The organism is Chitinophaga sp. S165 (genome assembly GCF_003182155.1).
GTDB lineage: Bacteria > Bacteroidota > Bacteroidia > Chitinophagales > Chitinophagaceae > Chitinophaga.
In genome coordinates this window covers 955,512-970,844 of sequence record NZ_QGTG01000001.1, presented here as the reverse complement: position 1 = coordinate 970,844, position 15,333 = coordinate 955,512, and the positions used below count along the sequence as shown (strand labels likewise).

Annotated in this window: 8 protein-coding genes; all 8 read left to right on the top strand. The window is 47.5% G+C overall.

Going from position 1 to position 15,333, the window contains the following annotated elements:
• Window positions 1-128: 128 nt before the first annotated feature.
• The 8 genes from C7475_RS03540 to C7475_RS03505 all read left to right on the top strand — a co-directional run bounded on the left by C7475_RS03540 (window position 129) and on the right by C7475_RS03505 (window position 15,281).
• Window positions 129-1,091: a DUF5996 family protein gene (locus C7475_RS03540; RefSeq protein ID WP_110051118.1), complete on the top strand. Its 963-nt coding sequence runs from the start codon at window positions 129-131 to the stop codon at window positions 1,089-1,091.
• A 184-nt stretch (window positions 1,092-1,275) separates the two neighbouring features.
• Window positions 1,276-4,773: a gliding motility-associated C-terminal domain-containing protein gene (locus tag C7475_RS03535; RefSeq protein WP_110051116.1), complete on the top strand. Its 3,498-nt coding sequence runs from the start codon at window positions 1,276-1,278 to the stop codon at window positions 4,771-4,773.
• Window positions 4,774-4,868: 95 nt separating this feature from the next.
• Window positions 4,869-7,442, top strand: a complete 2,574-nt coding sequence (locus C7475_RS03530; protein ID WP_158286407.1) for a kelch repeat-containing protein — start codon at window positions 4,869-4,871, stop codon at window positions 7,440-7,442.
• A gap of 462 nt (window positions 7,443-7,904) precedes the next feature.
• Window positions 7,905-11,126 (top strand): TonB-dependent receptor, encoded by a 3,222-nt coding sequence (locus C7475_RS03525; protein WP_110051111.1) that lies wholly within the window; start codon window positions 7,905-7,907, stop codon window positions 11,124-11,126.
• A gap of 12 nt (window positions 11,127-11,138) precedes the next feature.
• The gene (locus tag C7475_RS03520; protein WP_110051109.1) at window positions 11,139-12,962 is read left to right on the top strand and encodes a RagB/SusD family nutrient uptake outer membrane protein; all 1,824 of its coding nucleotides are present in this window, start codon (window positions 11,139-11,141) and stop codon (window positions 12,960-12,962) included.
• A 15-nt stretch (window positions 12,963-12,977) separates the two neighbouring features.
• Window positions 12,978-13,685, top strand: a complete 708-nt coding sequence (locus C7475_RS03515; protein ID WP_110051107.1) for a DUF3823 domain-containing protein — start codon at window positions 12,978-12,980, stop codon at window positions 13,683-13,685.
• Between the two features lie 17 nt (window positions 13,686-13,702).
• Entirely contained in the window at window positions 13,703-14,671 is a 969-nt protein-coding gene (locus C7475_RS03510; RefSeq protein WP_199236164.1) for a family 43 glycosylhydrolase, read from the top strand.
• Window positions 14,672-14,840: 169 nt separating this feature from the next.
• The gene (locus tag C7475_RS03505) at window positions 14,841-15,281 is read left to right on the top strand and encodes an SRPBCC domain-containing protein (protein WP_110051105.1); all 441 of its coding nucleotides are present in this window, start codon (window positions 14,841-14,843) and stop codon (window positions 15,279-15,281) included.
• The last annotated feature ends 52 nt before the right edge of the window (window positions 15,282-15,333 follow it).

Below are 15,333 nucleotides of genomic sequence, written 5' to 3'. Positions count from 1 at the left end.
TCCCTGTCTTTTTTTATTGTACATATAGTGGGATTTAGCGCATAAAGCATAACATGATCATCCGGCTAAATATTTTTTCCTTAAATTACTATTGATAACACTAATCTGTTCATTTTCAATATTTAATTATGGGTGATACTGCTTTACAAACAAGCAAATGGCCAGTGCTGAAATTTGATGAGTTGAAAGATACATTAACGGTGGTCCAACTGTGGACACAGGTTGTTGGGAAGATCCGGCTCAGGAAAATGCCCTGGTTAAATCATTCCTGGCATGTTACATTGTATGTTACTCCTTATGGACTTAGTACGGGGAGTATACCGTATGAGCATGGCAGTTTTCAGATAGATTTCGATTTCCATCTTCATCAGTTGCTGATCATTACCAGTATGGGTAAGAGGGAATCCGTGAGTTTAGGTTCACGTACAGTGGCTGACTTTTACGGAGCCGTGTTTGAGAAATTGAAGGCATTGGACATACAGGTTTCGATTTTCACAACGCCCAGTGAAATTGAAGGCGCCATACCATTTGAGAAGGACCATGCCCCCCGTACATACAATGCGGAAAAGATGGCTGATTACTGGCAGGCACTTGTAAGGATCGACGGTGTATTTACACGTTTCAGGTCCCGTTTTACGGGTAAGGTCAGTCCGGTACATTTCTTCTGGGGCGGTTTTGACCTGGCCGTTACACGGTTTTCAGGCAGGGATGCACCACCGCATCAGGGACAGAGCCCTAATATGCCGGCCGTGGTGATGCAGGAGTCTTATTCCAAAGAAGTAAGCTCCGTTGGGTTCTGGCCGGGCAGTGAACAATATCCGCACGTAGTTTTTTATGCTTATTGTTACCCGGTTAATGAGGCTTTCGGAGAACAACCGGTTAAACCCCAGGAAGCTTTCTACAGCACTGAAATGGGCGAGTTCCTGCTCCACTACGACGTGGTACAGCAATCAGATAATCCGGAAGAAACATTACTGGATTTTCTGCAGTCGACATACGAGGCTACTGCTAAGACGAGTAACTGGGACCGTAAGGCGCTGGAATGCGACTTTTCCCACCTTGAAAATGAATATGGATGTTTTAGAAAATGATACTGAAGGGGCGCCGAAACGGGGCCCCTTCCTTTTACTTGAAAGAGTAGTTTTTTCCTGTTACAGCCTTTTACGCTAAATTTTAATGTGAAGAATTTCCTTTTTATATTATATTCTTAATAAATATATGTATTTTTCGACCCGGTAGTTAAACGCTGCCTATATATCCCGAATATCGACTAACATGAAACCTACAACAGGTGTATTACTCCTGCTCATTACCATATCTTGTTTTTGTATTCTTACTCCAGCCAAAGCCGCCACTTTCATCGTTATATCAAAAGCGGACAGCGGACCCGGAACACTGAGAGATGCAATCACCAAAGCCAATAGCAACGGTACTGCTGCAAAAGACTATATCTACTTTAATCTTCCCGGAACGACGGCCGCGGATGTGACGATCACACTGCTCAGCGATCTGCCCGGATTGACCAGTAATATTGCGTTGGACGCTTCTACGCAGCCATCTAACCAGCTAAGTCCTAACGGGGCGAGGGTATACGTATACAGACAGGTTTCAGGAACGCCTGCAGGCTTTTATGCCTTGAAGGTGGATAACGCCCAGAAGGTTGAAATATATGGGTTGGCTATAAAGAATACATTGAACACTTCCATCGAGGGGCATGGCATTGAGATCAGCGGTACCTGTTCAGATATTACGATAGGAAGTCCGGGAAAGGGAAATGTCATCAATGGTTACAAGTACTGTATCTACGGTGATGCGGGCAACTTTGATCCGAAGACGATCAGTAACGTCGTGATACAAAGTAACATTCTCGGTTTTGAAGAAGACGGTATGACCGCCACTACGCAGTTATCCAGTTACAAGCCTGTTCATCTGAGATACCTGAACGGGGTAACACTTGGTGGTAACGGGAACGACTGGGGGAACGTGATCATGGGGAACTATTATGGCGTGGAATTGAATATTGAATCGGGGAATGCGCTTGTCGCTTTTAATAAGATAGGAACGGATATTAATGGTACCGGTGCAATGAACTTCTTCATTTTTACGGGAGAACTATTGGGTATTTATGGCGGTACAACCGGTAATGTAGTGATCAGCGATAACCAGGTGGCAGGTACCAGTGTTTATGGCATCGGGGTATTTGGTTTGACGAATGGCACTTTCAGTATTGTAAGAAATAAGATAGGAACGGATATAACGGGTCAGAATGTGCTGGGGAACCACTCGTCGGGTATATTGATCAGGGATTGTAACCTGGCGAAGGGAATGATCGGAGGTATATTGTCTGACAAAAATATTATTGCCGGTGGCAGTGATGCACCGGTTTCTGTGGTCAGGTCTTACCGCGTAACGGTATCGCAAAATGAGATGTTCTGTAATAACAGGACATCCAGCATTGATCGTCCTGCGAACAGCGTTGCGCTGCTTGACTGGAGTCCCGACGACGGAAGAGCGCTGCCGTTCGTGCGTGTTACCGCGTGTACCGGTACTACATTAAGCGGAACGGCAACGCCTAATGCAAGAATGGAGGCCTTCGTTCCTTTCAAATGCGGTTCAGGGCCGAAATGTGATGGCAGGAATTATATTGAGACGTTCTTTGCCGGGGCTGACGGTAAATGGACATATGCATTAAAAGGACGTGACGGCGTGATCGTATCTGCTACTGATGCAGCCGGTGCTACCTCCGACTATAGTAACCCTGTATGGAGTGAAGATATCCCGGCAAATATTATCAATACCGCATGCGGTAAAAGCACCGGTAGTATTAAAAATAAACTCCTCTACAATGCCACGCCGTTCCATTGGGAAGATGCGGCAGGCAATACTGTGGGAACGGATACATCGCTGAACAATGTACCGGCAGGAAAGTACCGCCTCGTTATGTACGGTGGCGGGTGTAATAAGCCGGAGTGTATTGTGTACTCTCCTTATTTTGAGGTAAAGGACCAGACGCCGCAGGTACTGACAGCAACAGGTGTGATAAAGCCTGCAACCTGTGGTGTAAACAATGGCAGCATCACCGGATTACAGTTCCAGGGAATGAACCTGAAATACGCCTGGCGTAATGCCGCAAATGTTGTAGTTGGAACTGGCCCCACGCTCAGTAACCTTGCTCCGGGTAATTATACGCTGACCATCACAGATACCGTGAACACATGTACTGCTACCGGCGGTCCGTTCGTGATCAATGGTGTGGCTGCTCCTGTGCTGGATGCCAGCAGCGTCGTAATAAAAGAGGCTATATGCAGTGATCCGACGGGCAGCATTACCGGCTTGAAAGTGACCGGTACCGGAACGATCGTATATACATGGAGGAATGCGAACCAGGATGTGGTCGGAAATACGTTAGACCTGGCGAATATTCCGGCAGGACAGTACGTACTGTCATTTACCGATGGATCTTCCTGTCCTGCGTTACCTTCTGCACCGTTTACAATTACAGCTCCGGGATTGATCACCATTGACATAAACGGACTTGTGATAAAAGAAGCAGATTGCGCAGTTGATAATGGCGGCGTGACCGGTTTACAGGCTACAAACGCAGAGATTGTAAGCTGGACAGACCAGAATGGCGCCACCGTAGGCAATAGCCTTGACCTGACCAATATGGCAGCGGGCAGATATACCTTGCAGATCAGCAATGCTGTAGGTTGTAATACCAGGATAGAATATGTTATACCGAAACATCAACCCGACAAGATGAACGTTGCGCAGATCAATGTACAGGACCCTGTATGTAATCTGCATAACGGTAGTGTAACCGGCCTTGTTATAGTGGGAGGAACACCGGTCAGCTATCGCTGGACCGATCAGGCAGGCACAGTGATCGGTCAGGAGAAAGATCTGAGAGATCTTGGCGACGGTACTTACCATGTGTATGTTACTGATGTGGAACAATGCGAACAGCTGGTATCGACAGTGACGCTGAAAACGCCTGATCTGGCTGTGATAGATGATGAGAACCTTGCTATTATAGATGACATGTGTAATACCATTTCCGGTACAATAACAGGTATTGGTGTTGACGGTAAAACGCCGCTTTCATATACCTGGCTGAATCAGGATAGTGTTGTTGTTTCGAATATACTGGCGGCAGACATGTTACCGGCGGGGACATACACGCTGCAGGTGACAGATGGTAACGGATGTGTTGTGAACAGCCGTCCTTTCCCGATATTGGCAGTTAATCTCTCCTTATCGGCGCCTCCTGCAAAAGACGTGACCATCATGCGGGGAATGACAGCCGTAATAAAGGCTAACGACAAACGTACCGGTAAATACGTGTTGTTCATACCTGGCACCGAATGGTCCGAAAGCAATGACACAGGGGTGTTCAGGATCACGGGGATCACTGAAACCACCACTTACGGAATGAATTATGAGTTTGGCGATTGTGCGAGCGCCACAACGATAATAAGGGTGCATGTGATAGACTCCATCAAGGTGGTTTCACCTACTGCTTTCTCTCCCAACGGGGACGGCCGTAATGATGTGTTCAAGCCTAAAGGGATCGGCGTTGCATCTTATACGCTTTTCACGGTGATGGACCGCTGGGGCAATGTTGTATTTACTACAAAAGATATTGAAGCCGGATGGGACGGCACTTTCCGGGGCAAAAAGGTGGATGCGGGCGCTTATGTGTGGCTGATGCAGGGCATTGACATCCTCGGGCGGCCTGTTCAGGATAAAGGGGCCGTGCTTGTGGTCTATTAGGCGGATATGATAAAAAAATAGGTGTGTAGATTGCTCAATACAACTTAATATTGTTTTTTTGCTTAAGTATGTATCGATCTTTCCTTACTATATTTTTGTTACTCATTTTAACTATAGGACGGGCACAATCTTATTTATCCTATGGGCTCGCATTTAATGGACATGAGGCGGTCGCTGAGAAAAGGACTGCTTTTGAAATTGCTACAGGTAAACCCTTATGTTTCTCTGGCAGGGTGCGTCTTGAATTTGACCTGAACTTCATTGCTTACAATCATATCTATTTCGGTTACATCCTCCGTATTGTAAACGACAAACAGAATATTGACCTGATCTATGATCAGAAGGCTTCTCTTTTCCGCGTTACTTCCGGGCAGCATTTTTTCAATATCTCCTTTTCTTGTGACGCCTATAAATTGTACAATGAATGGAACCGGCTGTCGGTTACCATGGACCTGGAAAAGCAACAGATCTCATTAGCGGTGAACAATAAAAGTGTGGGCAGCGCCGCCTTTTCTTTTAAGGGGAACTGTTTTAAATTCCTCTATGGCGCTAATGACGATGAAAGATTCCATACCAGGGACATTCCGCCGATGCGCATCAAGGACATCCGGATCTTTCATGACGGGCAGTTAACGAACCACTGGCCGCTGGCAGAAGTAGCGGATACACTTTGTTACGACGATATTTCCCGGGAAGCTGCAAAAGTAAAAAACGGGGTGTGGCTGAAACCGGGTCATCAGTACTGGAAAACGATCGGGTCTTTCCAGCTGAACGGAAATGTGGTGGTAGCATTTGACCAGCGGAAGGAACAATTACTGATCACCGGTATAGATTCCATCATAACATATGACTTGCGACAGAACCAGCATTCCCGGACAGCGAAGTCGGTGCCGCAGGAAAACATACTGGTGGGCTGCCAGGGCATTTTTGATACGCTTACGGAACAGTTGTACACTGTCTATATTGATCATAAGAAAGTGGCGGCTTATAGCAATGCACATCCTCAATGGACCACTACTTTTCCGGATACTATACTGACAGAATTCTGGCACGCCAATAAATTCATTTCTCCTGTAGACACTGCGTTATATATCATCGGTGGATATGGACAACTCAAGTATAAAAACCAGGTACAGCGATACAAGCTGCGTACGGGAGAATGGGAGACCATGCCTGCCGGAGGCAGCGTTTTCCCTCCGCGTTACCTGGCAGGACTGGGATTGAATACTTCCGGCGATACAGCTTTTATTATCGGAGGATATGGCAGCATTACCGGCGATCAGATGCTGGACCCCCGTGGATATTACGACCTGTTTGCTTTCGACGTGCGTACCGGCACCTTCAGCAAACGGTTTAACCTCGACTCGGTATATGGCAGGTTCACCTTTGCCAATAGCCTGGTGATCGATGCCAAAAGAAGACAGTATTACGGACTGGTATTCCCCAAAGATAGTTTCAATTCCAGGTTGCAGCTTATACAAGGCTCGCTTGACAGGCCCGTATACAAGCTGACAGGTACCCCCATCCCTTATGCTTTTTATGATGTGCAGTCTTTTGCAGACCTGTACTATGCGCCGGGAGTGGGTAAGCTGGTAGCGGTAACGTTATTGTATGATGATCAGGAACTGCGTCAGCGTAAAACAACCGTGAAAGTCTATACCATTGATTTTCCCCCGCTTGACCTGGATGCTGTTGAAGCAACAGCGGCTGGTAGAAAAGGTTTCTCCGGTAAATGGCTGCTTTTCATAGCGTTATTTTTTGCAGCTGCTATGGGATGCCTCTGGTGGCTGTTCCGGAAGAAAACCGTTAAACAGGTAAAGCCGCCGGTTGCAGTCGCAGGAGAAAAGGAAGAGCGCCCATTGCAGGCCATTCCGGAGCCTGTCTTAGTAGCAGATCATCCGGAGGAGAGAGTAATTCCCGAAGAAGTGAAAGATGAGGAGATGCCGAAGTCCGGTGTTCGCCTCTTCGGTCCGTTCCAGGCGTTTAATGAGGCCGGAGAAGAAGTGACAGGGTTATTTACGCCGTTGATGAAAGAGCTGCTACTCCTGATCCTGATCTATACCGTAAGGACCGGACAAGGCATCACCGCCGATGAACTGAACGAGATCCTCTGGAATGGGAAGTCGGCCAAAGACGCCAAAAATAACAGGTCGGTCAACCTCGCTAAACTGAAAAGCATCCTTGAGCGGATAGGGAATTGTATGATCAATAAGAAGGCCGTTTACTGGCAATTTCAGTATACAGAAGACCGTTTTTATCTTGATTATGAACAGTTTGTCGGTCTGGCTAAACGAAAAGCCATTGCAGACCTGTCCTTAATGACCGACCTGCTGAAAATAGTTGAAGCAGGGGCCTTCCTCGCTAAAACAGAATACGATTGGCTGGACGATATCAAGGCGGAAGTCAGCAATGCCGTTATTGATCTCAGCCTGGGTTATCTCAAAGAGAGCGGGCAGACGGTGGAAGATCCAGAGTTTATTATAAGGGTCACGAATGCAATATTCCTTTTTGACCGCCTGCATGAAGAGGCGTTGGAGTATAAATGTAAAAACCTCATTCAGTTGAAAAGGCATTCATTGGCGAATACTACCTATGAAAAGTTCGTAAAAGATTACCGGGACATTTATGGAGAGGAGTTTTATAAGTCGTTCAATGATGTGATAAGGTAGGATGGGATGGTTTCGATGCCCGGGGTGGTATCGCATTACCTGTGGATCTCCCCGGCATTGGCACTGGCATTGGCCCTACCCTGGTGCCTGGCTCGGGAAACGTGGGAAACGCGCGGAACGTCAAGACGTGCGGAACGTGAACGCGTGGATCGTTGGGAAACGTACGGAACGTGAACCGATATGAACACCCGTCAATTGTAATCGATTTATCAATATTCTTTTTTATGAAAATCAAGCATTAAGCCTTCCGTTAACCCTTTTGTTAAGCCTTTTTTAATCTCCCGATCAGTTAATTACAGTCCGGTTGGCAGGTCTCTTCTTTTGTTTTCTCATCTATGTCATGAGTTATGTTTTCCTGGATCAGCATTAAAAGTATTAGAGTTCACTAGTGTATAAAATTTTTATTCCTGTTATGAAATCAGAGATCGACAGACCTCCTTGTTAAACGCAAAGCTTGCAAATATGAAAAGATCCACGTATGACGCATGCGTTCATGTTATTAAAAGCATGGACGGAAAATCCCTGTTGTTACAATTACTGATGGTCAGTACCCTCGTTTTATCCCGACCGGGAGGGGTCAAGGCACAGGAAAGGGATAGTTTCAAAACACTGAAGACTATTACAGGCCAGGTTGTCGATTCTGCCGATGGCCATGTGCTGGAGGGAGTGACTGTCGGTATTGCCGGTACCCAGTCGGGCGCTATTTCCGATAAGGACGGCCGGTTTACCGTGAAGGCGCCTGAAGGGCAGTCCGTATCTCTGTACGTCCGGCTGGTGGGATACAGGGAACTGAGGATCCCTTACAGCGGTTCCGGTAACCTGATGATCCGTCTGCCGTCTACAACGGCCGGTTTGAACCAGGTGATCGTAACAGGATATGGCACCCAGCGAAAGGCGACGGTGACAGGGGCTGTTTCCGTGATCAGGTCCGGTGAGCTGGTAGTGACCAAAAACGAGAACGTTATCAATATGATGACGGGTAAGCTTCCGGGATTGCGCGTTGTGCAGAAAAGCAGTGAGCCGGGCGCTTATGATAATGTGTTCGACATCCGTGGGATGGGCAATCCGCTGGTAGTGATAGACGGGGTGCCACGGAGCGGCGGAGATCTTTCCAGGATGGACCCGAATGAGATTGAAAGTATCTCTATCCTGAAGGATGCCTCTGCCGCTATCTACGGTGTACGTGCAGCAAACGGGGTGATCCTGGTGACCAGTAAAAGAGGTACCCGCAGTCAGACGGGTAAGTTCGATATTACCTATGCGGTGAACCAAAGCTGGCAGCAGTTCCTGAATGTACCGCAAGGTGTGGATGCGCTGCAATATATGATGCTGAAGAACGAGCAGCAGAAGCGTGGCTTTGGGAATAACTTCTATAACCAGATGCCGCCTTCTTTCTCTGATGCCGACATGGAGCTGTACAGGAACGGAACGTTAAAGTCGTCCGACTGGGTAGGCGCTACCATGAAGGAGTTTGCTCCGGAAATACAACATACCCTGAGTGTGAATGGTGGCAATGATAAGACGAACTATTTCTTCAACCTGGGATATTTCAACCAGGATGGCTTGTTCCGTAGCGGGGATATGAATTACGACCGCTGGAACTTCCGCTCAAATGTAAATGCAAAGATCACTGACCGGCTGCGCGCACAGTTGCTGGTGTCGGGGTATACCGATACAAAGAATCAACCGGGCGGCAGGGGCGTGTGGGAGATGTTCAAATATACCTGGAACCAGTTGCCGACCGACCAGATCTATGCAAACAACAATCCTTTGTACCCTCATCTGATGCCGGACAATGCGAACCCGGTGATTATGACAGATGCTGATTATACAGGAGGACAGTCATTTAAGAACAGGAACTTCCAGGGGCAGCTGGCACTGGAATATGATATCCCTGCCATTGAGGGATTGATGGCCAGGGGCATGTACAATTACGGTTTCAATATCGTTGATAACAGCATGGTCAGGAAGTCCTATACATTGTTTCAATACGATCAGCAGAACGATAAGTACATCGGAACGCTGGTGAATTCTCCATCAACAGTTAACCGTACTTATGGCAATAATACTTCTACTTTATACCAGTTGTCGCTGAACTATAACAGGAAATTCGCGGGCAGGCATAATGTGACCGGATTGGTGTTGTATGAGGAAAGTCATTCGACGGCCGATAACTTCTATGCACAGCGCGAATTCTCGCTGGGGCTCCCTTACCTGTTTGCAGGCGATCAGACCAATCAGCTGGGCAGCATGGACGGGAACGGCCTCTGGGAAACCGTGAACAAGGGCGTTGTCGGTAAAGCGACTTATGATTTTAAAGGCAAATACCTGCTGGATTTCAGTTTCAGGTATGATGGCTCCAGCAAGTTCAAACCGGGTGCACAATGGGGTTTCTTTCCAGCAGTATCAGCCGGTTGGCGTATAACAGAAGAACCGTTCTTCCAGGGCTTTGTATCTCCTAATATCCTAAGTAACCTGAAGTTCCGCGGTTCCTATGGGAAGACCGGTGATGATGGCGCTACGGGCTTCCAGTATATATCGGGATATAACTATCCATCGCCCGGTTACTTCTTCGGAGGAAATTATGTAAACGGAATGGCCTCCAGAGGTGTGGTGAATCCTGATCTGACATGGTATACGGCCAAGACGCTCAACATGGGGATCGACTTTGATCTGTTAAGAGGTGTAATAGGTGGTTCGGTAGATTATTTCATCCGCAACAGGGACGGTTTGCTGGCTACAAGAACGACTACACTGCCAGGTACTGTCGGCACTAACCTGCCGCAGGAAAACCTGAACAGCGATCAGACACGGGGTATTGAGATCGTGCTGACACATCGTAATACCATTGGTGATTTCAGCTATAATATCAGCGGAAACATTTCATCTACACGTACTAAGCTGCGTGAGGTACAGCAAACCCGCGCCGGTAACTCTTACGAGAACTGGAAGAACTCACAGGCAGACCGTTATACGAATATCTGGTGGGGAAAACAATACGGCGGGCAGTTCACTTCTTACGATCAGATCTATAATCACAATGTCAATACAGGTGGCGGAAACCAGAACATTGTACCCGGCGATTATTATTACCTCGACTGGAATAATGATGGGGTGATAGATGGTAAGGATGAATCACCGATAGCAACCAGAGATATTCCGCTGGTAAACTTCGGGATGACCATTGGCGCAGCATGGAAAGGGATTGACTTTAATATGCTGTTACAGGGCGCCACTAATTTCCATGTGCAATATGCAGAACAGATGGCAGAGCCGTTGATGTATGGCCGTAGTGCGCTGACACAATTCCTTGACAGGTGGCATACCGCCGATCCTGAGGCGGATGTTTTTGATCCCAATACGGAGTGGGTACCTGGTAAATATCCTGCAATGGGCTCGCCGGTGGCAGAAGGCACAAAGGCAGTACAGAATGCTACGTACGTGAGGATCAAGAGCCTGGAGATAGGATATACTATTCCGAAGAAATTGCTCAGCAGAGTTGGTATCGGCAATCTCAGGGCCTACGTCAACAGTTATAACCTGGCCACTTTCACGGGATTGAAAAACAGTGATCCGGAGCATCCAGGTACTGTAGCTAATGGCGCAGACTGGAACTACTCCCAGGGCGGATATAAATATCCTATGAACAGAACATTTAGTGTAGGCGCCAGCATCACCTTTTAAACTGAAAACAACATGAAGAGCAAAATATATATAAGCATCATCGCGATACTGGCAATACTGCTACAGCCTTCCTGCAGAGATCTGGACATTGATCCGTTGAACGTGATCCAGGACAGGGATGTTTTTGGCACTGAAGCAGGTGTAGCAGGGTATCTGGCTACGGTATACAGGGCATTGCCGATAGAAGATTTTTATTATCGCCAGGAAGGTTCCGGTTTCAACAGGGGATGGGAGCAGTTCTATCATCCCGGCGCGCTTTGCGGCGAGCTGGTAGGGCCTTATGGCAGCACGTATGACGGCGCAGGCGGTTTCGGGTACTGGCCTTACAATGATATCCGTACGGTTAATTATTTCATAGAGAACCTGCCGGTTTACGGTACGGGTTTTTCACCGGAACAAATAGATGCATGGCTGGGTGAGGCTTACTTCTGCAGGGCATATTACTACTTCGCACTGGCTAAGCGTTACGGTGGTATTCCTATTATCAGGAAAGTGCAGCATTATCCGGAACAAAGCCTGGAGGAACTGCAGGTACACAGGGATAAGGAAGAAGACGTCTGGAATTTTATAAGTGCAGATCTTGACAGTGCTTATAATAAAATGCCAGCTACAAGTCCCAGGGGCAGGGCTAACCGTTACGTGGCTGCTGCACTGAAATCCAGGGCGATGTTATATGCAGGCACTATCGCGAAGTATGGTTCTGAAAACTTTGTGGCAGGAGATGCCCGTGATCAGGGGTATGTGGGTATTCCGGCATCCGCAGCGAACGGTTTCTTTCAGAAGTCCTGGGATGCAGCGAAGCTGCTGGAAGGACAGTATAGCCTGTACCGTAAGAAAACCGATAAGGAACAGAATTATGTAGACCTCTTCCTGGACAGGGAAAGCACGGAAAACATCCTGGTGAGGGACTATTCACTGACCAGCAATACGGCGCATAGCTGGGACGCTACCATGACCTGCCGTTTCATGACTGCAGATGGTCTTTCCCGTGCATACCCTACACTGGAGCTGATAGAGCGTTTTACCGGGCAATTGCCGATCGTTAATGCAGACGGTACTCCCCGCCGTTTTGATAATACAGCACAACTGGCACAGGGACTGGAGCCGCGTTTGCTGGCCACTATCTATTTCCCAGGTGCTACTTTAAGAGGTAAACAGTTTGATATGCAACGCGGGATCTATGAGCACTTCAATGGTACTGCGGCTGATGAACTGGGACAGAATCCGCCGAACCTCTCTGTCAGACATCTGGCCGGTAAGACGGAAACTTTGTTTAACGGTATGCGCATCATTGGATTTACCGGTATCAGTACAGACAATGACGACTTCACCCGTACCGGTTTCTATGTCAGGAAATATGTAGACTACAACAGGATACAGTCACAATGCGGATTGTATATGAGTACCCAGAGCTGGATAGATATGCGTTATGCAGAAGTACTGCTGAACAGGGCAGAAGCGGCGGTGGAACTCAATAACCTGGGAGATGCGAGAAATATGATCAACGATATCAGGGAACGTGCAGGAGCGCCATTGCTGGTGGGAGATTTTACGATAGATACCGTACGTAACGAACGTTGTAAAGAGCTGGCATTTGAAAAACAATACTGGTGGGACCTCAGAAGATGGCGTATTGCCGACAGGATGCTGGATAATACGAAGTATCATGCATTGATGCCTTATTATGTGGCTGACGAGCAGAAATTTATCTTCCTCCGTGAACTGGAACCATTCCAGCGTTCCTACACTTTTGAGAAGAAGTTTTATTACGAGCCTATTCCGGGCGGAGAGCTTGGCAAGAACCCGAACCTTTATCCCAACAACCCTAATCACTAATTTAAAGCGACGACCATGCAAAAGATCATAAATGGATTGTTTATCTTGCTTACTGCCGTAACGATGTTTTCCTGTTCCAAGGAAGATAATTATGACGGCCCGGATGCAGGCTTCAAAGGAAGGCTGCTGGACAATGATTCCAAAGAGAATTTCCTGACGGAAACCGGCGGGGTGCAGATCAGACTGGAAGAGCTGAGCTGGAGCGCAACACCTACTCCGCAGTACATCCCTTCCAGGAGTGACGGAACTTTTGAAGATACAAAACTGTTCAGCGGGCATTACCGGGTTACGCCTGTTAACGGTGCTTTCTGGCCGGTACCGGGAATTGAGGTGGACATTAACGGAACGACCACCCAGGATTTCACATTGACGCCTTATCTGCGTATCACACAGTTCACGCACGAACTGGAGGGCACTACGCTGATCATGCGGTTCAAGCTGTCAGCACCGGTAGAAACAGGTTTACCCAAGATACTGGATGTCAAGCCTTTCGTAAATACGAGCGAGTATGTGGGCAGTGGAGCAACAATCAGCCAGTATACCGATCCTAATAAGATCGATATCAACAGCAGCTGGTCAGACGACATTGCCGCAAGGACATTTGAGATACGCGTACCGAACCTGAAGACAGCCAGAACGTTCTACGCGAGAGTTGGGGTACGGGTGGACGATAGTTACAAGCAGTTTAATTATTCGCAGATAATCGAAGTTAAAGTTCCATAATACAAGTTTTAAGTAATATGCAAAAGATCAGTCGCACGCGTTCAGGTTTTACGGGAAAGATGATGTACGTTCTTTCCATTTCACTTTTATCGGTAGTATTGTCGGCCTCTTCATCCACGGCACAACAGAACCCTTTTATTACGGAGATCTACACAGCCGATCCTTCGGCACATGTGTGGAATGACGGACGATTATATGTTTATGCATCTCATGATATTGCGCCGCCAAAAGGCTGTGACCTGATGGACCAGTACCATGTTTTCTCTACTGATGATATGGTACACTGGAAAGACCATGGTGAGATATTGCGTGCGAGCCAGGTTCCCTGGGGCAGAAAAGATGGCGGCTTTATGTGGGCGCCTGACTGTGCGTTCAGGAAAGGCACCTATTATCTTTTCTTCCCTCATCCAAGCGGAGATGAGTGGAATAAGACCTGGAAGATCGGCGTAGCTACCAGTACCAGCCCGGCAGGCGGATTTACCGTAAAGGGCTTCCTGCCTGACCTGGAACCGATGATCGATCCATGTGTGTTTGTTGACGACGACGGACTGGCTTACTTCTACTATGGCGGTGGCGGTGTTTGCAAAGGTGGTAAACTGATGGACGACATGATGGGCATAGATGGTGATATGCAGCCTATGGAAGGACTGGTGGACTTCCACGAGGCCACCTGGGTGCATAAAAAAGATGGCGTGTACTACCTGTCTTACTCCGACAACAATGACAAAGATGGCAAACACAATCAGTTGCGTTACGCTACAAGCGATAGTCCTTTAGGTCCGTGGACATACAAAGGGATCTATATGGACCCGACAGACAGTTATACGAACCATGGTTCTATTGTTGAGTATAAAGGTCAGTGGTACGCTTTCTACCATAACAGCGCATTGTCGCATCATGACTGGCTGCGGTCGATCTGTGTAGATAAATTGTTCTACAATGAAGACGGGACTATTCAGAAGGTAGTACAGACGACAGGTAAATAGGCCCTCGTTGTTACTGATCGTACCGGGCTGTAGGGGCCTTGCGGACTGACCTGTTTACCCCTTCAGAATGTCTTAATTACACCGCCTGTAAAAGTGAAAAGAAATTCATCTTTGTTATAGCAACAAGCTTTCCATTAATCATACGTACAAAACGCAAAAAACACATGTTATGGAAAAACATGAATTCAAGATCACAATCAACGGACCCCGGGAAAAGGTGTGGCAGGTACTGTGGGATGATGCTTCTTACCGTGAATGGACATCGGTCTTCGCTCCGGGATCATGGGCGAAAACTGACTGGAAGAAAGGCAGCGAGGTTCAGTTCCTGGATGCCAAGAATTCCGGCATGATATCCAGGATAGCAGATAATATTCCTAACGAGTACATGTCGATAGAGCACCTCGGGTTTGTAACGGACGGTGTTGAAGACAAGGTGAGTGATGAAGTAAAGAAGTGGGCCGGCGCACACGAGAATTATACGCTCAGGAATGTGGACGGTCATACAGAGCTCGTGATCGATATAGATCTTGTGGATGAGTTTAAGGATTATTTCACCGAGACCTGGCCTAAGGCACTCGAAAAAGTGAAGGAATTATCCGAACGGAATTAGATCGTTGTTCATCGTACGATATTGGCATTGAAAGCCGGTCTGTTTAAGAGGC